The sequence below is a fragment of the Corallococcus exercitus genome (genome assembly GCF_003611585.1).
In the GTDB taxonomy this organism is placed as follows: Bacteria; Myxococcota; Myxococcia; order Myxococcales; family Myxococcaceae; genus Corallococcus; species Corallococcus exercitus.
The window spans coordinates 13,076-33,354 of the sequence record NZ_RAVW01000045.1 but is presented as its reverse complement, the minus strand read 5'-3'; the positions used below and the strand labels follow the sequence as shown (position 1 = coordinate 33,354).

At 69.4% G+C, this 20,279-nt stretch carries 12 protein-coding genes and 1 tRNA gene; 4 read left to right on the top strand and 9 right to left on the bottom strand.

From position 1 onward, the window contains the following. The first annotated feature begins 12 nt into the window (after nucleotides 1-12). A complete protein-coding gene (locus D7W79_RS08730; RefSeq protein ID WP_120524879.1) occupies nucleotides 13-8,271 on the top strand; it encodes a non-ribosomal peptide synthetase in 8,259 nt (2,752 codons plus the stop codon). A 51-nt stretch (nucleotides 8,272-8,322) separates the two neighbouring features. Here D7W79_RS08730 and D7W79_RS08725 read toward each other — a convergent pair whose 3' ends face one another. After that, on the bottom strand, nucleotides 8,323-9,576 hold the full coding sequence (locus tag D7W79_RS08725; RefSeq protein ID WP_158616917.1) for a Mur ligase family protein: 1,254 nt from the start codon (nucleotides 9,574-9,576) through the stop codon (nucleotides 8,323-8,325). A 125-nt stretch (nucleotides 9,577-9,701) separates the two neighbouring features. On the opposite strand from D7W79_RS08725, the gene D7W79_RS08720 reads away from it, so the two are divergent. Genes D7W79_RS08720 through D7W79_RS08710 form a run of 3 tightly spaced genes read left to right on the top strand, consistent with a single transcriptional unit; the run spans nucleotide 9,702 to nucleotide 12,653 of the window. After that, nucleotides 9,702-10,466 (top strand): galactosyltransferase-related protein, encoded by a 765-nt coding sequence (locus tag D7W79_RS08720; RefSeq protein ID WP_120524877.1) that lies wholly within the window; start codon nucleotides 9,702-9,704, stop codon nucleotides 10,464-10,466. 34 nt (nucleotides 10,467-10,500) lie between these two features. After that, nucleotides 10,501-11,307: a glycosyltransferase gene (locus D7W79_RS08715; protein WP_120524876.1), complete on the top strand. Its 807-nt coding sequence runs from the start codon at nucleotides 10,501-10,503 to the stop codon at nucleotides 11,305-11,307. Between the two features lie 11 nt (nucleotides 11,308-11,318). Next, the gene (locus tag D7W79_RS08710; RefSeq protein ID WP_120524875.1) at nucleotides 11,319-12,653 is read left to right on the top strand and encodes a glycosyltransferase; all 1,335 of its coding nucleotides are present in this window, start codon (nucleotides 11,319-11,321) and stop codon (nucleotides 12,651-12,653) included. Between the two features lie 30 nt (nucleotides 12,654-12,683). Here D7W79_RS08710 and D7W79_RS08705 read toward each other — a convergent pair whose 3' ends face one another. The 8 genes from D7W79_RS08705 to infC form a co-directional block, all read right to left on the bottom strand. Beyond that, on the bottom strand, nucleotides 12,684-14,348 hold the full coding sequence (locus tag D7W79_RS08705; RefSeq protein WP_120524874.1) for a cyclic peptide export ABC transporter: 1,665 nt from the start codon (nucleotides 14,346-14,348) through the stop codon (nucleotides 12,684-12,686). 200 nt (nucleotides 14,349-14,548) lie between these two features. Then, nucleotides 14,549-14,625 (bottom strand) — tRNA-Pro (locus D7W79_RS08700). Between the two features lie 87 nt (nucleotides 14,626-14,712). After that, nucleotides 14,713-15,099, bottom strand: coding sequence for an integration host factor subunit alpha (locus D7W79_RS08695; protein WP_014397244.1), 387 nt, complete (start codon nucleotides 15,097-15,099; stop codon nucleotides 14,713-14,715). A 94-nt stretch (nucleotides 15,100-15,193) separates the two neighbouring features. Further along, nucleotides 15,194-17,608: a phenylalanine--tRNA ligase subunit beta gene (pheT, locus tag D7W79_RS08690; RefSeq protein ID WP_120524873.1), complete on the bottom strand. Its 2,415-nt coding sequence runs from the start codon at nucleotides 17,606-17,608 to the stop codon at nucleotides 15,194-15,196. 30 nt (nucleotides 17,609-17,638) lie between these two features. Further along, nucleotides 17,639-18,688 (bottom strand): phenylalanine--tRNA ligase subunit alpha, encoded by a 1,050-nt coding sequence (gene pheS / locus D7W79_RS08685; protein WP_120524872.1) that lies wholly within the window; start codon nucleotides 18,686-18,688, stop codon nucleotides 17,639-17,641. A gap of 123 nt (nucleotides 18,689-18,811) precedes the next feature. Then, nucleotides 18,812-19,159 (bottom strand): 50S ribosomal protein L20, encoded by a 348-nt coding sequence (gene rplT, locus D7W79_RS08680; RefSeq protein WP_120524871.1) that lies wholly within the window; start codon nucleotides 19,157-19,159, stop codon nucleotides 18,812-18,814. A gap of 90 nt (nucleotides 19,160-19,249) precedes the next feature. Then, a complete protein-coding gene (gene rpmI, locus D7W79_RS08675; RefSeq protein ID WP_014397248.1) occupies nucleotides 19,250-19,456 on the bottom strand; it encodes a 50S ribosomal protein L35 in 207 nt (68 codons plus the stop codon). Between the two features lie 100 nt (nucleotides 19,457-19,556). Further along, the gene (infC, locus tag D7W79_RS08670; RefSeq protein WP_244981606.1) at nucleotides 19,557-20,261 is read right to left on the bottom strand and encodes a translation initiation factor IF-3; all 705 of its coding nucleotides are present in this window, start codon (nucleotides 20,259-20,261) and stop codon (nucleotides 19,557-19,559) included. Nucleotides 20,262-20,279 lie beyond the last annotated feature (18 nt).

The window sequence follows — 20,279 nt, the reverse complement described above, 5'->3', positions numbered from 1 at the left end:
GCCCATCCCCTCGTGCGCCAGGCCATTGCCCTCGTGCGCGAGGACGTCCCTGGCGACAAGCGCCTCGTGACCTATGTCGTCGCTCAGCCCGAGCAGTCGCTCGACGTGACGTCCCTCCAGGACTTCCTGCGAGAGCGCCTCCCCGAGTTCATGCGTCCCTCGGCCATCGTGATGCTCGATGCCCTGCCGCTGACCTCCAACGCCAAGGTGGACCGCAAGGCCCTGCCGGCACCGGACACCCGCGACGCGTCTGGAGCGGACTTCGTTGCTCCCTCCACGCCCACGGAACAGGCGCTGGCCGCGCTGTGGACCCAGGTGCTCCGCGCTCCCCGCGTGGGCCGGCAGGACAGCTTCTTCGCGCTCGGGGGGCACTCGCTGCTGGCCGCGCAGGTGGTCGCTCGCCTCCGCTCCACCTTCGGAGTGGAGCTGCCCCTGCGCGACTTCTTCGAATCCCCCACGCTGGAAGCCCTGGCACGCACCATCGACTCGCGCGGCGACGCGGCCGTGGGCCCAACGCTGCCGCCCCTGGTGCCGGGTGCGCGTCCGGCGTCCCCACCGCTGTCGTTCGCGCAGCAGCGGCTGTGGTTCCTCGATCAGCTGGAGTCGGGCAGCGCGCTGTACAACATGCCCATGGTGCTGTGGCTGGAAGGGCCCTTGGACCCGACCGTGCTGGAGCGCTGCTTCACGGAGCTGGTGCGCCGCCACGAAAGCCTGCGCACCACCTTCGCGGTGGAGGAAGGCCAGCCCGTACAGCGCGTCGCGCCTCCCACCCCGCTGAGGCTGGAGCGCATCGACCTGGGCGATCTGCCCGAGGCGGAGCGCGAGCCCCACGCCCGGAGGTTCGCGGAGCAGGCCATCCAGCGGCCATTCCACCTGGGCCAGGGCCCGCTCCTGACCACCACCCTGCTGCGCCTGTCCGACGAGCGGCATGCGCTGGTGCTCTGCATGCACCACATCATCTCGGACGGCTGGTCCCTGCCGCTGCTGATGCGCGAGATGGGGACCCTGTACGAAGCCTTCACCCAGGGCCGGCCGTCACCGCTGCCCGAGCTGCCCGTGCAGTACGCCGACTACGCCGTCTGGCAGCGACAGTGGCTGCGGGAAGCGGAGCTGGAGCGACAGCTGGCCTACTGGCGCGAGCAGCTCGCGGACATCCCCTCGCACCTGGAGCTGCCCACGGACCGCCGGCGCCCGTCCGTGCAGACGTTCCGCGGGACGTCCCACCCCGTGCGCCTTCCGCCGGACCTCTCCGCCTCCCTGAGGCTCCTGGCCCAACGCGAGGGCGTCACGCCCTTCATGCTGCTGCTGGCCGCCTTCCAGCTCCTGCTGTCGCGTTACGCGGGACAGGACGACATCAGCGTGGGCTCTCCCATCGCGGGCCGGCGGCTGACGGAGCTCGAGGGCGTCATCGGCTTCTTCATCAACACCCTGGTGCTGCGCACGCGGATCCCGCAGGGCTCCAGCTTCCGTGAGCTCCTCCAGCGCGTGCGAGAGACGACGCTGGGCGCCTACGCGCACCAGGACATTCCCTTCGAGAAGCTGGTGGAGGAGCTGAAGCCGGAGCGCAACCTGGCGCACAGTCCCCTCTTCCAGGTCTGGTTCGTCCTCAACCAGCCAGAGCCGAGGGCCCGCTCCGTCTCGGGCCTCTCGCTGCGCCCGCTGGAGATGGACCTGGGCCTCTCCAAGTTCGACCTGACGCTGTTCCTCTCGGACACGCCCGAGGGGATCGCCGGCAGCTTCGAATACAACACGGACCTCTTCGACCGCACGACCATCGCGCGCCTCGGTGACCACCTGCGCCTGCTCCTGGAGACGGTGGTCGCGGATCCTTCCGCCCGCCTCGCCCGGCAGGAGCTGCTGACGCCCGCCGAGCGTCAACACCTGCTGCGCGACTGGAACGAGGCCCGCCGGGAGCTGCCCGAAGTCCCCCTCGTCCACCGCCTCTTCGAAGCGCAGGTCGCGCGCACGCCCGACGCCACGGCCCTGTGCTCCGGCGAGGAGTCACTCACCTATGCCCAGCTGAACGCGCGCGCCAACCAGCTCGCCCGCCATCTGCGCCGCGTCGGCGTGGGCGCCGAGGTCCTCGTCGCCCTCTGCCTGGAGCGCTCTCCCGACTTCGTCGTCGCCCTGCTCGCCACGCTCAAGGCTGGCGGTGCCTTCCTCCCGCTCGATCCGCACCTGCCCTCCGAGCGCCTGGACTTCATCGTCACGGACGCGATGGCGCCCGTGCTCCTCACCCACTCCTCGCTGGAGCACCTGCTCGACCCTCGTGGCTACGTGCTGCGCCTCGATGTCGACGAGGCCCGCTTCGCACGAGAGTCCGAGGACGACCTGGGCCTTGCTCCGGATGCGCGCTCACTCGCCTACGTCATCTACACCTCCGGCTCCACCGGCCGGCCCAAGGGCACCCTGCTTCAGCACCGCGGCCTGTGCAACACGGCCCTGCAGACCGTGGACGTCATGGCGCTGGACGCCTCCAGCCGCGTGCTCCAGTTCTCCTCCGCGGGCTTCGACGCCTGCGTCTGGGAGGTCCTGCCGGTCCTGCTCGCGGGAGGCGAGCTGCACCTCGCTCCGCGCGAGGACCTGATGCCGGGCACGCCCCTGCAAACGCTGCTGCGGGAGCGGTCCATCACCGCCGCCACGCTCACGCCGTCGGTGCTGCTGCAACTGGACGCGCGCGAACTGGACTCCCTGCGAACCATCACCTCCGCGGGGGAGGCGTGCGCGCCCGAACTGGTGGAGCGCTTCGCCCCGGGCCGCCGCTTCGTCAACGCCTACGGCCCCACCGAGGCCACCATCTGCGCCACCGTCAACGCCCAGGTGGACGCACGCCGCGTCACCATCGGGCGGCCCTTCCACAACGTGCGGGCCTACGTGCTGGACGCCTGGCTGCGCCCCCAGCCCGTCGGCGTCCCCGGCGAGCTGTACCTGGGCGGCGCCGGCCTCGCGCGCGGCTATCTGGGCCGGCCGGACCTCACCGCCGAGCGCTTCATCCCGAACCCCTTCTCCTCCGAGCCCGGCGCCCGCCTCTACCGCACGGGCGACCGCGCTCGCTGGCTGCCGGACGGCGAGCTCGAATCCCTGGGCCGCACCGACTTCCAGGTGAAGCTGCGCGGCTTCCGCATCGAGCTGGGCGAAGTGGAGGCCGTCCTCTCCCAACACTCCTCCGTGCGCGAAGCTGTCGTCCTGCTGCGTGAGGACTCTCCCGGTCTCCAGCGACTGGTCGCCTACGTGGTGCCCGCGCACCCGGAGGCCTCTCCGGACCTCGGCGCGCTGCGCTCCTGGCTCAAGGAGAAGCTGCCCGAGTACATGGTGCCCGCGTCCTTCGTCACCCTGGAGGCGCTGCCCCTGTCCTCCAGCGGCAAGGTGGACCGCAAGGCCCTCCCCGTCCCCGAGGGAAGCGCGCTGGCGCATGGTGAGGACTACACCGCGCCGCGCGACGCGCTGGAGGAGGCGTTGGCCTCGCTCTGGGCGGAGCTGCTGGAGGTGGAGCGCGTCGGGGTCCACGACAACTTCTTCGATCAGGGCGGTCACTCGCTGCTGGCCACGCAGGTGGTGTCCCGCCTGCGGGCCCGCTTCGGCGTGGAGTTGCCGCTGCGCGCCCTCTTCGAGGCCCCCACCGTGGAGACGCTGGCCCGGCGGCTGGGCGCCGCGCTCCAGCAAGGGCGGACAGCCGGGCTCCAGGTGCCGCCGCTCACGCGCGCCCCTCGCGAGGACGGCGTGCCGCTGTCCTTCGCGCAGCAGCGCCTGTGGTTCCTCGATCAGCTGGAGCCCGGAAGCGCCAGCTACAACATCCCCATGGCCCTGCACCTGGAGGGAGTCCTCCAGGTCGACGTGCTCCAGCGCGCCCTGGAGGCCCTGGTCTCCCGTCACGAGGTGCTCCGCACGTCCCTGCGCACCGAGGCGGGCGAGGCCCGGCAGCACATCTCACCGGAGGCCCAGCTGCCGCTGACCTGCGTGGACCTCTCCTCCCAGCCCACCGAGGCGCGCGAGGCGGAGGTGCACCGCCGGATGGATGCGGAAGCCCGGCGTCCCTTCGACCTGGCCCGGGGACCGCTCCTGCGCGTCACCCTGCTGCGCCTCGAGCAGGACGCCCATGTCCTGCTCTTCACCCTCCACCACGTCATCTCGGACGCCTGGTCCCTGGGCGTGATGGTGCGCGAGGTGGCGACCCTCTACGAGGCGTTCGCGAAGGGGGAGCCGTCGCCGCTGGCGGAGCTGCCGGTGCAGTACGCGGACTACGCAATGTGGCAGCGCCGGTGGCTGCGGGGCGACGCGCTGCGGGAGCAGCTCGACTGGTGGAGCCGGCGACTCGCCGGAGCCCCGGCGGTGCTGGAACTGCCCACGGACCGGCCCCGGCCGCCCAGGCAGTCCTTCCGGGGCGCCCGTCACGGCTTCACGCTCTCCCCCGCGACCGCCAGGAGCCTGCACGCGCTGGCCCAGCGCGAGGGCGCCACGCCGTTCATGCTGCTCCTGACGGTCTTCCAGACGCTGCTCGCGCGCTACTCGGGGCAGGACGACATCAGCGTGGGCTCGCCCATCGCCGGCCGCAGGCTGGCGGAGCTGGAGGGGCTCATCGGCTTCTTCGTCAACACCCTGGTCCTGCGCACCCGCGTGAACGCCGAGGCCTCCTTCCGCGAGCTGCTGCGCCAGGTGCGTGACAGCACGCTGGACGCCTACGCGCACCAGGACCTGCCCTTCGAGCACCTGGTGGAAGCGGTGAGCCCCGAGCGCGACCTGAGTGTTCCGCCGCTCTTCCAGGTCATGCTGGTGGTGCAGAACGCCCCGGTGTCCGCGCTGCGCCTGCCCGAGCTGCGCCTGCGGCCGGTGGAGGTGGACAGCGCCACCGCCCGGTTCGACCTCACCCTCCAGTTCGCGGAAGGCGCCGACGGCTTCATCGGGTCGCTGGAGTACAACACCGACCTCTTCGACGCCTCCACCGCGGGGCGCCTCACGGAGCACTTCCAGGTGCTGCTGGACGCCGCGCTCCAGGCGCCGGACACGCGCGTGGGAAGGCTCGCGCTGCTCACCGCCCCCGAACGGCGCCAGCTCCTCACGGAGTGGAACACCCTCCAGACGCACTTCGCCCAGCAGGGCACGCTGCACGGCCACTTCGAGGCCCAGGCGGCCCGCACGCCGCATGCGCGCGCCCTGACCTTCGAGGACACCCACCTCACCTACGGCGAGCTCAACGCGCGCGCCAACCAGCTCGCCGCGTGGCTGCGCGCGCGGGGCGCGGGGCCCGAGTCGCGCATCGGCCTCTACCTGGAACGCTCCGTGGAGCTGGTGGTGGGGCTGCTGGCCATCCTCAAGGCGGGCGCGGCCTACGTGCCCATGGATCCGGCCCACCCGCGCGACCGGCTGGCCTTCATGCTGGAGGACGCGGGCGTTCCGCTGCTGCTCACGCAGACGTCGCTCGTCCCCAACCTGCCGCCCCACTCCGCGCACGTCCTGTGCCTGGACGCGGAAGGACCCGCCCTCGCCACCCTCCCGACGGAAAACGTGGACGCGGGGACGCACGAGGAGCACCTCGCCTACGTCATCTACACGTCCGGCTCCACGGGGCGGCCCAAGGGCTCACTCGTCACGCACGCCAACGTCCTGCGCCTCTTCTCCGCGACGCGGCCCTGGTACGACTTCGGCGAGCAGGACGTCTGGACGCTCTTCCACTCCAGCGCCTTCGACTTCACCGTCTGGGAGCTGTGGGGCGCGCTGCTGTACGGCGGCCGACTCGTCGTCGTGCCCTACTGGGTGAGCCGCTCGCCCGGGGACTTCCACGCGCTGCTGCAACGCGAAGCGGTCACCGTCCTCAACCAGACGCCCTCCGCCTTCCGTCAGCTCATCCAGCATGAGCAGTCCCTGGAGAAGCCCCCGCCGCTGGCGCTCCGCTACGTCATCTTCGGAGGCGAGGCGCTGGACTTCCGCAGCCTGCAACCCTGGTTCGCCCTGCATGGCGACAGCCAGCCGCGGCTGATCAACATGTACGGCATCACCGAGACCACCGTCCATGTCACCTACCGCCCGCTGAGCGCGCGGGATGCCAGCGGCACCGCCAGCGTGGTGGGCGTGCCGATTCCAGACCTGCAAGCCTTCATCCTCGACGCCTCGCTGGAACCGGTGCCCGTGGGTGTCCCCGGGGAGCTCTACATCGGAGGCCGGGGCCTGGCCCGCGGCTACCTCGGCCGTCCGGCCCTGACGGCGGAGCGCTTCATCCCCCATCCCTTCAGCACCACGCCAGGAGCGCGCCTCTACAAGACAGGCGACAGGGCTCGCTTCCGCGCGGACGGGCAGATTGACTACCTGGGCCGCACCGACTTCCAGGTGAAGCTGCGCGGCTTCCGCATCGAGCTGGGTGAAATCGAGGCCGTGCTCGAACAGCAGCCCGGCCTCCGGCAGGCGCTGGTGCTCGCGCGCGAGGACCGCGCGGGAGACAAGCGCCTGGTGGCGTACGTGGTACCGGCGGCGGGACACGCGGTGGACACCGCCACGCTGCGACAGGAGCTCCAGGCGAAGCTGCCCGAATACATGGTGCCCTCCGCCTTCGTCACGCTGGAGGCCCTGCCCCTGACGTCCAACGGGAAGGTGGACCGCAAGGCCCTCCCGGCCCCGGACGCGTCCGCCTCCGTCACTCCGGCGTCCGCGTACGTGGCCCCACGCACGCCCGTGGAGCAACGGCTGGCGGAACTCTGGAAGGACGTGCTGGGAGTGGAGCGCGTGGGCGCGACCGACAGCTTCTTCGAGCTGGGGGGACACTCGCTGCTCGCCGTCCAGGTCGTGTCGCGCATCCGCGCCACCTTCGGCGTCGACCTGCCCCTGCGCGCCCTCTTCGAGCACCGCGACGTCGAGGCGCTCGCCCGGGCCCTGGAGCAGCTCGGCGCGGATGCCCGGGAGGAGGCACCCGCACGGTCCGCCCCGCGCCGTCCCACCCCGGTTGGCCGCGCCACGGGCCCGGCCTCCATGGCGCAGCGACGCTGGCTCAGCTACGCGGGCTCGAACCCGAACCGGCCGAAGAGCGCCGGCAACGTCCCGCGGTGCGTCCGCATCCAGGGGCGCCTCGACGTCGACGCGCTGGAGCGGGCCCTGAACACGCTCGTCGAGCGCCATGAAATCCTGCGGACCCACTACGCCCGGAGCGATGACGGGTTCGCCTTCCAGGTGCCCCCGCTGGCTCCGGTCCAGCTGGAGCAGCTGGACTTCACCGGGCTGCCTCGGGAGCAGTGCGAGGAAGCGGTGCGCCAGCGCGTGTACCAGGACGCGCAGACGCCGTTCGACCTCATGGCCCCGCCCATGTTCCGGGCGTGGCTCTACCAGGTGGGCCCGGAGGAGCACATGCTCCTGATGCTGACGCACCACATCGCCTGGGACGGCTGGTCGGAGGCCATCGTCCTCCAGGAAGTCACCCGGGCCTACCAGGCCTACGTCCGGGGCGAGCAACCCCGGCTGCCCGAGCTGCGCATCCAGTACTCGGACTTCGCGTGGTGGCAGCACGAGCAGATGCAGGGCGAGCACCTCGAGTCGATCGAGTCCTACTGGCGCCGGCACCTGGCCGATGGCGTCACGATGGTCGACTTCCCCTTCGACAGGCCGCGCCCGGCCACCCGCTCGTACAACGCGCTGTCCACGTCCGCGACGTTCCCGGTGGACCTGTCCGCCGCCATCAAGGCGTACTGCCACCGCGAAGGCGTCACGCTCTACATGATGGCGATGGCCGCCTACCAGGCCCTGCTCGCGCTGCGCAGCGGCGCCCGGGACATCACCGTGTTCAGCAACATCGGGAGCCGCGACCACATCGAGGTGGAGAACCTCATCGGGTGCTTCACCAACGTCATGCTGATCCGCACCAACCTGGAAGGGGATCCCACCTTCCAGGAACTCCTCACGCGCGTGCGCGATGCGGTGCTCGGCGCACTCGCCCACTCCGCCCTGCCCTATCAGCGGGTGCTGGACATGATCGGGATGAACCCGGACAGCAAGAGCGCGCGCACCTTCCCCGGCCTGAACATGCAGAACTTCCAGAAGTCCGGAGGCCCGGCACCCTCGCTCGAAGGGCTTCAGCTCGACCGCGTGAACATTCCCCAGGGCTCGAGCCTCATGGTGAACATGTTCTTCTTCGTCTCCGAATCGGAGGACCAGCGCGTCTCGCTGATGGCCCAGGCCAACGGCGACCTCTATGAAGCGCGGACGGTGGACCGCATCGTCGAGGACTTCCAGAGGCTGCTGGCGGCGGGCTGCGCGGATCCGAACCAGCGGCTCTCCGCGCTGCTCCCCTGAGAGGCCCGGGGATGACGGGGTTGAGCATCGCCTCACGAGGCGATGCTCAACCTACGGGGTCTGCCTCTTGTTGTTGAAGGCATGGGCCTTCTGGCGCTTCCAGTCTGGAGACTGACGGACCAGGCGAGCCGTGTCCTCCGGCTTCGCCAGCAACTTCGCGGTGGCCTCCTCGCAGAAGATTCCCCCCTGGGAACCCTTCACGAGCACCGTGTCTCCACGCTTCAGGAGCCCCGCGACGAACTCGCCAGCCTCATACGGTGTGTCGAAACATCTGATTTTATCGTCGCCAAGGCCCGCGGCCCTGGCGGGCTCCACGTACTGCCTGGCCAGCTTCGCGACCGTCACCAGCAGATCGAGCCGTGCGCAGTGGCCACCAATCTGCCCGTAGTACTTCGCCCCGTCCGCGCCCAATTCATTCATCCCGCCCAGGATGGCGATCTTCCGTCCGGGCAGCTCGTACAGGGTATCGAGGGACGCCATCATGGCCTCCGGGCTCGCGTTGTACGAATCGTCGAGGATCAGGCTGCCGTTCTGGCCTTCCAGCGGACTCATGCGGCCCGCGACGGGCTGGATCCGTTCGACGCCGGCCTTGATTTCATCTGGCGTCATGCCCAGCAACGCGCCAACGCCAGCGGCCGCGGCGACCGCTTCAGCCATGTGCCGTCCCACCATGCGAACGGACGCGTCCACCGTGTCTTTTCCCAGGACCAGGGTCCCTTCAAAGCCATCCGCCGCCGAGTAACTCCGGATGCTGTAGCGATACTCACCCTTCGAGGTGCCATAGGTGTGCAGCCTGCTCGCATCCACCGTGCCCAGCTTGGGAGCGAACCGTTCCTCCTCGGCGTTCACCAGCCCTATCTGGCTGAGCTCAGCCAACGAAAACTTCTCGTCTACGATTGCCTCGATGCTCCCGAAGCCCTTGAGGTGCGCGGGCTTGGCGGCGGTGACCACGCCAATCCTGGGCTTGAGAAATGAAAAATACCCGATATCCCCCCTGCGGCCCGCCCCCAGTTCCTGGACGATCACGTCATACAGCAGCGGTTTCTTGAGACGGCGATTCATCTCAAGCACCACGCGCATCCAGCCCTTCAGGTTGAAGACACTGCCGGGCGACTCCAACTCGAAGATGGCCAGCGGAACGCCAAGCTCGCTGTTGTAGTTCCCTGAGTGGGCCTGCACCTTGAATCGCTGTTCCAGGACCTTCGCGATGGCAAGCTTCGTGGTCGTCTTGCCCACGCTCCCGGTGACACCCACGATGACCACCCGTGGATTCCTCTTCAGGTAGCGCACAAGCTGGATCTTCAAGACCCAGGCGATGATACGCGACGCACCTCTCCACACGGTGGATATCATCTGGATGCCTTTATCGTCCGGCCTTCGGGGCACTGCATGCTAGCCAAGGGAGGCGAGGAAAGCATAGATTTCACGACATGCAGGTGAACGAGATCCAGCTCAGCGTCGTCATGCCCTACTACAAGCGCCTGCGGGAGTTCCAACGGGTGCTGCCGCTGAACGCGCGCTATTTCAGCCGGCCGGAGTACGAGGTCGTCCTCTCGCTGGATGAGCCGAGCGAAGAGACGGAGCTGCTGCGCGTCCTCCGGGACTTCCCCTCCATCCGGTGGCGCGTGCTGGTCAACGACTTCGACCATCCGTGGCGGCCGCCGTGCCGCGCCATCAACGTGGGCGTGCGGCACGCGCTGGGGGAGAACGTGCTCGTCGTCTCGCCCGAGTCCGCCTTCATCACGGACGTGCCGGCCCTGGGGCTCGGACACATCGCGGCAAACCCCGGGACCGCCGCGCTGGGCCGCGTGTGCTTCGGGACGTTTGATTCCCTGGAGGCCCATGGGGGCTCGCTGGAGAAGACCAGCGCACCGCCCTGGCACCACTACGGCTCCATCTGCGTGCCCCGGGAGCGCCTGGTCCGGATCCACGGGTACGACGAGGGCTTTGATCGCTGGGGCGGGGACGACGACAACCTGCGCATCCGGCTGATGCAGACGGAGACCTACCAGCATCCGCTGGACGACATGCGCATCCTCCACCTGTCCTTCGAGGCCCGGAAGGTGCGGCAGGCGGCGGAGCCCCCCACGCCGGAGTACGCGCAGCGCATCTTCAACCCCGCCTCCCCCCAGGCCAACCCCGACGGCTGGGGCGAGAGCTTCCAGCGGGTGGCCTTCGACTGGCGCCGGCAGTGAGCCCCGGAACCCTACGCGCAAAGGACGACCGCCCGTGCTCGTCGCCGTGATGCAGCTTCGAAACGAGGAGTACCACCTGGCGGGCTGCCTGGCGCACCTGCGCGACCACGTGGACGCCATCGTCGCGCTCGATGACGGGTCCACCGACGGCACGCGCGCGGTGCTCGCCGCCGAGCCGAAGGTGGCGGACGTCCTCACCAACCCGCCCCGCGCGGAGATGGAGGGATGGGACGAGCTGGGCAATCGCAGCCGCCTGCTGGAGCGCGCCAAGGCGCTGGGCGCCCGCTGGGTGCTGTGCTGCGACGCCGACGAGCGCTTCGAGCAGGACTTCCTCGTCCGGCTGCCGGACACCTTGCGCAAGGCGGAGAAGCGCGACCGGCCGCTGGTCACGGTGCGCTACCGCGAGCTGTGGGACGGCGTGGCGCAGTACCGGTCCGATGGCCTCTGGGGAAAGAAGACGCGCTGCTGCGCCTTCCCCCTGCCGGACACGATGACCTTCCAGGGCCGGCGCCACACGAAGTTCCACGGCGTGTGGTACCCGCAGCAGCTCGAGGGGGCCCGGCACCTGCTGCTGCCGCACAACCTCTATCACCTGCGCATGGTGAAGCCGGAGGACCGCCAGGCGCGGCGGGAGCGCTACGAGCAGCTCGATCCCGGCTCGCAATACCAGCGCCTCGGCTACGACTACCTCACCGATGAGAAGGGCTTGAAGCTCACGCCCCTCGCGCGAGGCGAGGCGTACGCCTTCGATACGCTCCCGGCCGACCTTCGCGCGCGCTACCCCGTGGAAGCTGGCGGTTCGGGAGGCTTGCGCCGGTTCTTCCGCCGCTGGTTCTCATAGGCACACCGGACATGGCCACCATCCTCATCGCCGCGGGCTCCACCCCCGGCCACATCAACCCGGCCCTGAAGATCGCGCGGGCCCTGCAGTCGAGGGGACACCGCATCCACTTCTGGGGCCCGCTGGACGCCCATGAGCCCATCCGCGCGGAGGGCTTCGACTTCGTGCCGCTCTTCCCGGACCTCTTTCCTGAGGGCGACTTGCGGGAGGTCGGCGCGCTGCGCGCTCGCCGCGACCGCTGGGGGCAGCTGCGCCACATGCGCAGGCACATGGGCAGGGTCCGGCGGATGATGGAAGCCATGCTCGCGGGGGAGCTCGATGAGGTCTTCCAGCGGCTGCGTCCCGACCTCTTCCTGTGTGACGTGATCGAGAGGTTCCTGCCCGTCGTCGCCCATGGCAACGGGGTGCCCACGGTCCTCGTGAACACCACGGTGCCCACGGTGCCGCCGCCGCGTCAGCCCGGGCCTTCCTCGCGGTCCCCGGTGGACCGGGCCATGGGCGCGGTGCGCGCGGGCCTGCGGCGGACGCTGGAGCAGGCAGGCGTGGGGCTTGGCATCCTCCCTCCCACGGCGTCGTTCATCACGAACCTGGCGCGCAAGTACGGCTACCCGCTGGATGAAGGCGACGGGCCCGGGCGGCTCCATCTTCCGAGCATGCCCAGGGTGGTGCTCTGCCCTGGGGAGTTCGTCGAGACCGGGGCCACGCCGCGCCCGGAGAACCTCCATTTCCTGGGGCCCTGCATCGCGCTGGACCGCCAGGAGCCGGACTTCGACTGGGCCCGGCTCCAGGAGGGGCGGCCGCTCATCCTCGTCGCGCTGGGCTCCGTGCCCTTCGTCCTGAAGCGACAGCAGGACTTCCTCCGCGTCCTGGGCGACGCGGCCGCCCTGCGGCCGGACTGGCAGTTCGTCGTCTCCGCGGGGCCGCTGACGGACCTGAAGCTGCTGGAGCGCGGGGCGCCCAACCTCATCGCCGCCAGCGAGGTGCCGCAGCTCAAGCTGTTGCAGCGCGCGACCGCCATGGTCACCCACTGCGGCTTCAACAGCACCAAGGAAGCCATCTACTTCGGCGTTCCCATGGTGGCGTTGCCCTTCCAGAACGATCAGCCCCGGGTGGCCCGGCTCGTGACCCATCATGGCCTGGGCGTGCGGGGCTCTCCGTTCGACGTGACCGCGGAAGGGCTGGTGGCCCTGCTGGATCAGGTCGTCACCCAGCCCGGCTACCGGCAGGCGGTCCAGGCCATGAGCGAGCGCTTCCGCGAGGCGGAGTCGCCCCTGGAGGTGGCGCGCACCCTCGAGCGGCTCCTCGCGGAGGCGCGGCGCCCCGAGCCCCGCCCGAACGTCGCCTGACGCAAGCGGCGGAGGCGGGCGCGTTCGCGCTCAGGACGCGGGCCGCTGGCGCTCCGGGAGCTCGAGTCCAATCGCCGGGGACGTGTCCACCAGCCGTCCGGACTCGAGCACGAGCAGCCGGTCCGCCACGTGGAAGTAACGGTTGTCGTGGCTGATGACCAACACCGTCTTTCCCTGCGCCCGCAGGTCCGGCAGGAGCTGGTTGTAGAAGATGTCCTTGAAGGCGGGGTCCTGGTCCGCGGCCCACTCGTCGAAGAGGTAGAAGGGCCGCTCCTCCAGGTAGGCCGTCAGGAGCGCCAGCCGCTTGCGCTGTCCCTGGGACAGGCTCGTGGTGGACAGGGTGCCATCCTCGCTGATGCGGACCTTGTGGCCGAGCTGGAGGCGGGACAGGTACTCCCGCGCCCGGGCGCCCCGGTCGGAGGGGTCCAGGCCGAAGAGGGTGTCGAAGAGGTGGAAGTCGGAGAACACCGCCGTGAAGAGCTGGCGGTACTGCTCGCGGGTGGCGTCCGTGACGCGCTCACCGTCGAGCCAGACCTCTCCGGCATCCGGCACGTAGAGCCCGGTGATCAACTTGGCGAAGGTCGTCTTTCCGCTGCCATTGCCTCCAACGAGGAACACCAGCTCCCCGCGCTGGAAGGTCAGGTCGAGGGGACCCAACACGAAGCGGGTGTCCTCGTTCTCCCGGTAATAGGTATGGGTGACCCCCTTGAACTCCAGCCGCTCGAAGGAGGGAGGAGGCCCCGCGTAGGGCGGGCTGTCGTCCTCCTTCGCGCTCCAGCCCTGGGGATCCAGTTGCTGGAGCCGCTCCAGCGCGACGTTGCCGCGTCCCAGGACGTTGAGGCTGCCCAGCAGGATGTCCAGTGGCTGCTGGAGGTAGAGGATGATCACCATGCAGCTGGTCAGCGTGGTGGCGCTCACGTCCGTGAAGCGGGTCGCGCTGAAGAGCAGCAGCCCGAGGAAGGCGAAGAAGAGGAACGTGGTCCAGCTGGCGTTGGTGCTGAGGATGTTGGAGCTGACGCCCATCAGTCGGCGCAGCTCCTGCGCGGGGGCCTCCACGCCGTTGGCGAGGAACGCCGCGCGCCGGGGTGCGTGCAGCTTCAGCTCCTTGATGCCCTCCATCAGGGAGCGGAACGCCTTGTTGAGGACGTCGCTCTTGGCGCGGGACTGCTGGAAGTACTTCAGGCTCAGCCGCACGGGCAGCCGGTAGATGAGCCCGCCCACGACGATGAAGCCGAGCATGAGCAGGCAGAGCGTGGGCGAGAGCGTGGCCAGGTAGGCGAGGCAGCCGATCAGCGTGGCGCCGCTGATGGCGATGATGGGCAGCAGCGACAGGCTGTTGCTGACGGAGGGGATGTCGTCCGACAGCATGGTCTGGAGGCGGTGCATGCCCGTCTCCTCCAGCTGGCGCAGCGTGGAGGTGAGGACCCGGCGGCTCAGCCGCATCCGCAGCTCCAGGAGCGCTCCCTGGTTGAGGTGGTTGAGCATATACTGCGACGCCAGGCGCGACAGCACGCAGAGCAGCAGGACCCCGCTGAACGTGGCGAGCGTCTTCCCGGTCCGGAAGGTGCCCTGGCTCAACGACGTGTTGAGGATGGACACGAGCGCGCTGCTGCTCGCGCCGCTGACGATGCCAGCGAACGTCGCCAGCGCCAGGAGACCTCGCGAGCGGCTCAGCAGGAAGGCAAGGAGCTTCATCGAGGTGTCTCCGTCACAGCAGGCTCACGGCATGGAGGCCGTTCCATCCCTGCGCGGAAGCATCTTCTCCGAGAGTTCCCGGAAGGAGGGAAATTCGGCCTCCAGAACCGAGCGCCCTCTGGTTCGCGGCCCGGCCACTGGAATCAAAAACAAAGGCCCTGGAGTCACCGGTTTGCACCGGGAACTCCAGGGCCTCTATTTGGTCGGGGCGACAGGATTTGAACCTGCGACCACTTGCACCCCAAGCAAGTGCGCTACCAGGCTGCGCTACGCCCCGAGAACCGCCGTCGTGAAACGGTGCTGCCTTATGCCCTCGCCGCTTTCCTGGGTCAAGCAGGAGGTGACGGGCGCTGGTGAAAAAAACCTACTCGTCGCCCTCTTCCATTCCCTCGTCGAAGTCCTCGCCCCGGGCCTCCGCCGCGTCCGCCGCCGCCTCTTCCTGCGCGTCGATCTCCGCGTGGTTCTCCGGCGGTGCCTCGCCGTTCAGGGCGCTCTTCAACACCTGGCTCGGCCGGAAGGTCAGGACCCGGCGGGCGCTGATCTCGATCTCCTTGCCAGTCTGCGGGTTGCGACCCACGCGCGCCTTCTTCTGGCGCACCTGGAAGTTTCCGAACCCGGAGATCTTGATCTTGTCCCCGCGCTCCAACGTCTCCTTCACGGTGTCGAAGACGAGCTCGACGATCTCCGCCGACTCCTTCTTGGAGAAGCCGACCTTCTCGTAGACCCCCTCGATGATGTCCGCTTTCGTCATGCGAGTCCTCTGGCACCCGTGAATGGCCGGTGAACGCGGGGCATGGTGTCAGCCTTCCCCGAACCGTGTCAACGTCCTGACTTCATTCAGGAATTCAGGCGCGCAGTGCCGCCCCCAGCCGCTGGTTCACCTCCGTGATGATGCGCTGGTGGGCCGCCGTGACCTCCGCGTCGGTCAGCGTCCGCTCGGGCGAGCGGTACCTCAAGGCGTACGCCAGGTTCTTCTTCCCCTCGGGGATGGGCTTGCCCGTGTAGACGTCGAACACCAGCGCGTCCTCCACCAGCGGCGCCCCCACCTCCAGGATGACCCGGCGCACCTCCTCGTTGCGCAGCTCCAGCGGCACCACCACCGCCAGGTCGCGCAGCACCGCCGGGTACTTCGGCAGCCCCGCCGCCTGCGGCACCAGCCGCGCCGCCGCGTATAGCGGATCCGTGTCCAGCTCGAACACGAACACGCCCTCCGGCAGCCCCAGCGCCTTCGTCACGCGCGGGTGCACCTCGCCCAGAAGGCCCAGCACCGTGCCGTCCTTCAGCGCCACCTGGGCGCAGCTGCGCGGGTGGTACGCCGGGGCTTCCGCCGGGGTGAAGGCCACGCCCTCCACATGCAGCGCGTGCAGCAGCGCCTCCACCGCGCCCTTCGCGTCGTAGAAGTCCACGCGCGAGTCCTTCTGCGTCCAGCTCCGGCCGCCGCCACGCAGGCCCCACACCAGGCCCGCCACGCGGGGCACCTCGCGCGCGGCCGGGCGCATCCCCTGCCCGCCCTGCGCGTCCCGGAAGTACGCCCGGCCCGTCTCGTACAGGCCCACCGACTCCACCTGGTGGCGCACGCTGCGCGACAGGTTCTCCAGCAGGCCCGGCAGCAGGCTCGTGCGCATCACCGACTGCTCGACGCTCAGCGGGTTCATCAGCGCGATGGGCGCTTCCTTCCCGCCCAGCACCTCCAGCGACTTCGGCGCCACGAACGAGTAGTTCACCACCTCGGACAGCCCCACGCCGCCCAGCGCATGGCGCAGCCGGCGCTCGGCCTCCATGGACAGGGGCTCCGGCGCCAGCGTCTCCAGCCCGCGCGGCAGCCGCGCCGGGATGTTGTCGTAGCCGTACACGCGGGCAACCTCCTCCATCAGGTCCTCCTCGCGCTCCACGTCCACGCGCGCCCGAGGGACCTCGAACGTCGTCTGCCCCTGCTCCTCCTCCACGGACTTGAAGCCCAGCGCCGTCAGGATGCGCCGGACCTCCGCCTCCGGCACCGCCACGCCCAGCACCTTCTCCACCCGCGCGTAGCGCAGCGCCGCCCGGCGCGGCGCCAGGGGCTCGGGCTGCACGTCCACCCGGCCCGGCACCACCGTGCCGCCCGACAGCTCCGCGATGAGCTGCGCGGCCCGGTCCAGCGCCGGCAGCACCGCGTCCAGGTCCGCCCCGCGCTCGAAGCGGTGCGACGCCTCCGTGTGCAGCGCGTAGCGCTTCGCGGACCGGCGCACGCCGGAGCCGTGGAAGTGCGCGGACTCGATGACGATGCGCTTCGTGCCCTGCGTCACCTCGCTGTCGCCGCCGCCCATCACGCCCGCCAGCGCCTGCGCGCGGTCGCGGTCCGCGATGACCAGGTCGTCCGCGTCCAGCGTGCGCTCCTTGTCGTCCAGCGTGCGCAGCTTCTCGCCCGGCTTCGCGGTGCGGACGACGATCTCCTGGCCCGCCACCTTGTCCAGGTCGAACGCGTGCAGCGGCTGGCCGTACTCCAGGAGGACGTAGTTGGTGACGTCCACCACGTTGTTGATGGCGCGCACGCCGCACGCCTTCAGCCGGTCCTGCATCCACTGCGGCGACGGCTGGATGGTGACGCCCTCCACCACGCGCGCCGCGTAGCGCGAGCAGCGCTCCTTCGCGTCGATGCGCACCTTCACCAGTTCCGCCACCGGCTTGCCGGACTCGGCGGGCTTCGGCTGCGGCACCTTCAGCTGCGCGCCCGTCACCACGCCCACCTCGCGCGCGATGCCCAGGTGGCTGAGCGCGTCCGGCCGGTTCGGCGTGACGTTCACCTCCAGCACGGAGTCATCCAGCCCGATGGCCTCCGCGATGGGGATGCCCAGCTTCGTGTCCGCGGGCAGGATGAGCAGGCCGGACGAGTCCTCCGTGATGCCCAGCTCCTTCGCGGAGCAGAGCATGCCGAAGCTGTCCACGCCGCGCAGCGCGGCCTGCTTGATCTCCATGCCGTTGGGCAGCTTCGCGCCCACCGTGGCCAGCGGCACCTTGTCGCCGACCTTGAAGTTCTTCGCGCCGCACACGACCTGGAACAGCGCGGAGCCGCCGATGTCCACCTGCGTGACGGACAACTTGTCCGCGTTGGGGTGCTGCACCGACTCGCGGATCTGCGCCACCACCACGCCGCGCAGGCCCTCGCCGGGGCGCTCCACGCCTTCAATCTCCAGGCCCGCCGCGGTCAGCTTGCGCGCCAGCTCGTCCACGGACGGCGGCAGCGCGACGTAATCACCCAGCCACTTCACTGAAATCTTCACAGGGTTGTCCTCTCGAGTGGTGGGCCGGAATCAGAACTGCGCGAGGAAGCGCGCGTCGTTCTCGAACATCATCCGCAGGTCGTCGATGCCGTAGCGCAGCATGGCCAGGCGCTCCACGCCCATGCCGAACGCGTAGCCCGTCACCTCCTTCGGGTCGTAGCCCGCGGCGGTGAAGACGTTCGGGTGCACCATGCCGCTGCCCAGCACCTCCAGCCACCCCGTCTGCTTGCACACGCGGCAGCCCTTGCCGCCGCACGACGCACAGGTGACGTCCACCTCCGCGGAGGGCTCCGTGAAGGGGAAGAACGACGGGCGGAAGCGCGTGCGCGTCTCCGAGCCGAAGAACGCCTTCACGAACGCGTCCAGCGTGCCCTTCAGCTCCGCGAAGCTCACGTCCTTGTCCACGAGCAGGCCTTCCACCTGATGGAACATGGGCGTGTGCGTGATGTCCGAGTCCCGCCGGTACACCCGGCCCGGCATCACCGCGCGGATGGGCGGCTTGCGCGACAGCATGTGCCGCACCTGCACCGGCGACGTGTGCGTGCGCAGCAGCGACGGGCTGTCCGCCTTCTTCGCGTGGCCCAGGGTGGGCTCGTCCACGTAGAACGTGTCCTGCATGTCCCGCGCGGGGTGGTCCTTGGGCAGGTTCAGCGCCTCGAAGTTGAAGTAGTCGAGCTCGATCTCCGGCCCGACGGCCACCTCGAACCCGAGCCGCGCGAACGTGCGGACGATGTCCTCCAGCGTGCGCGACACCGGGTGCCGTCCGCCGGGCAGCACCGCGCGCCCGGGCAGCGTCACGTCCAGCTTGGGGCCCTTCAGCTGGGCCTCCAGCGCGGCCTCTTCGGCGCGCTTCGTGGCGTCCGCCAGGAGCTGCTCCAGCTCCGCCTTGACGGTGTTGGCGATCTCTCCCAGCGCGCGCCGCTCGTCCGGGGGCAGCTTGCCCATGCCGCCCAGCACCGCGGACAGCTCGCCCTTCTTGCCCAGGTAGCGGATGCGCAGGGCTTCCACCTGCGAGGGCTCCGACACGCCGGAGATCTCCTGGCGCGCCGCGTCCGCCAACGCCTGCAACCGGTCTCGCATGGTCCTCTTCCCGCCTTCCATTCACGCCCCGGTCGCCTCAAGCGCCGGGCAAAAAAAAGGGCCGCCCCCTGGTGGAGGCAGCCCGTTTCAGCTTCGGGGGCCGGCGTCACCGCCGGCCGTGTCTCAGGCTGCCTTCGCGATGTTGGCGATGGCGGCAAAGCCCGCGGGGTCCGCGATGGCCAGATCGGACAGGACCTTGCGGTCCAGGTTGATCTTCGCCTTCGCCAGGCCGGCGATCAGCTTGGAGTAGGACAGGCCCACGGTGCGGGCGGCCGCGTTGATGCGGACGATCCACAGCGAGCGGAAGTTGCGCTTGCGCACCGCGCGGTCGCGGGTGGCGTAGTCCAGGGCGCGCTCGACGGCCTGGTTCGCACGGCGGTAGCAGTTCTTGCGACGGCCGCGGAAGCCCTTCGCAAGCTTGAGAATGCGATTACGACGACGACGAGCCTTGAATCCCTTTTTGACGCGCATGACACACTCCTGACTTCTGAAGGTGGCCCCGGGGCGCTGGCTTCACGCCGCTCCGCCAGGACTCACGGTTGGTTCAAACCCAAGGAACGACTAGGCGCCGTAGGGGAACAGCTCCTTGATGACCTTCTTGGCGTCCATGTCGCGCAGGTGGCCCGTGCCACGGTTGCCGCGCTTCTGCTTGGGCGTCTTGGAGAAGGTGAACAGGTGCTTGCTGAACGCCTTGCCGAACTTCACCTGGCCGCTCTTCTTCACGTGGAAGCGCTTCTTCGCGGCGCTGCGGGTCTTCAACTTGGGCATGATCCCAAACCTTCCTTCTGCTTCCTGTCGGCCGGCAGTCTTCGTGACTGACGGCGGACCGGGGCACACGGTCCCCGGACGCTTTGGGCGAAAGCCTCTATCACTCTTTTGATGCGATGGGGGTAGCGTTTCCTACAACCATCGCGGAAACCACCGCCGCCACCGCCGGCTTGACGTCCGCCGGCCTGCCTTCCTGCTTCTTCGCGGCCGCCTCCACCGCCTGGCGGGCCAGTTCCCGGGCGCGCTGGGCCACCTTCGGGTTGGGGGCCAGGATCATGAACATCTGGCGCCCTTCCATCCGGGGGTTCTGCTCCACCACCGCGATTTCCTTCAGGTCCTTCGTCACGTCGTCCAGGATCGCGCTTCCCAGCTCCTTGTGGGTGATTTCACGACCCCGGAACTGGATGGTGATCTTCGCCTTGTTCCCCTCCTCCAGGAACCGGCGGACGTTGCGGACCTTGAACTCGTAGTCGTGCTCCTCCGTCTTGGGGCGGAGCTTCACCTCCTTGAGGTGGACCACGACCTGCTTCTTCTTCGCGTCCGAGGCCTTCTTCTTCTCCTCGTACTTGAACTTGCCGTAGTCCATGATCTTGCAGACCGGCGGCTTCGCCATGGGGGAGATCTCGACGAGGTCGAGACCATCCGCCTGGGCGCGCGTCAGGGCTGCTTCGAGGGACATGACCCCGAGCTGCTCGGCGTTCGGCCCGACGACGCGGACCTCCCGGGCTCGGATACGGCGATTGGTTCTCTGATCGCGAACGATGGGCGGACCCTCCGGCGACTCGGGGATGAGGGCGAGCCTCAATCCCCGGAAGTCGCGCAA

Excerpts from the sequence above, each read along its gene's own strand:
- D7W79_RS08720 (WP_120524877.1), top strand. The coding sequence starts at position 9,702 with ATGCAGGTGAACGAGATCCAGCTCAGCGTCGTCATGCCCTACTACAAG.
- D7W79_RS08695 (WP_014397244.1), bottom strand. The coding sequence starts at position 15,099 with ATGACGAAAGCGGACATCATCGAGGGGGTCTACGAGAAGGTCGGCTTC.
- rpmI (WP_014397248.1), bottom strand. The coding sequence starts at position 19,456 with ATGCCCAAGTTGAAGACCCGCAGCGCCGCGAAGAAGCGCTTCCACGTG.
- D7W79_RS08710 (WP_120524875.1), top strand. The coding sequence starts at position 11,319 with ATGGCCACCATCCTCATCGCCGCGGGCTCCACCCCCGGCCACATCAAC.
- D7W79_RS08705 (WP_120524874.1), bottom strand. The coding sequence starts at position 14,348 with ATGAAGCTCCTTGCCTTCCTGCTGAGCCGCTCGCGAGGTCTCCTGGCG.
- rplT (WP_120524871.1), bottom strand. The coding sequence starts at position 19,159 with ATGCGCGTCAAAAAGGGATTCAAGGCTCGTCGTCGTCGTAATCGCATT.
- pheS (WP_120524872.1), bottom strand. The coding sequence starts at position 18,688 with ATGCGAGACCGGTTGCAGGCGTTGGCGGACGCGGCGCGCCAGGAGATC.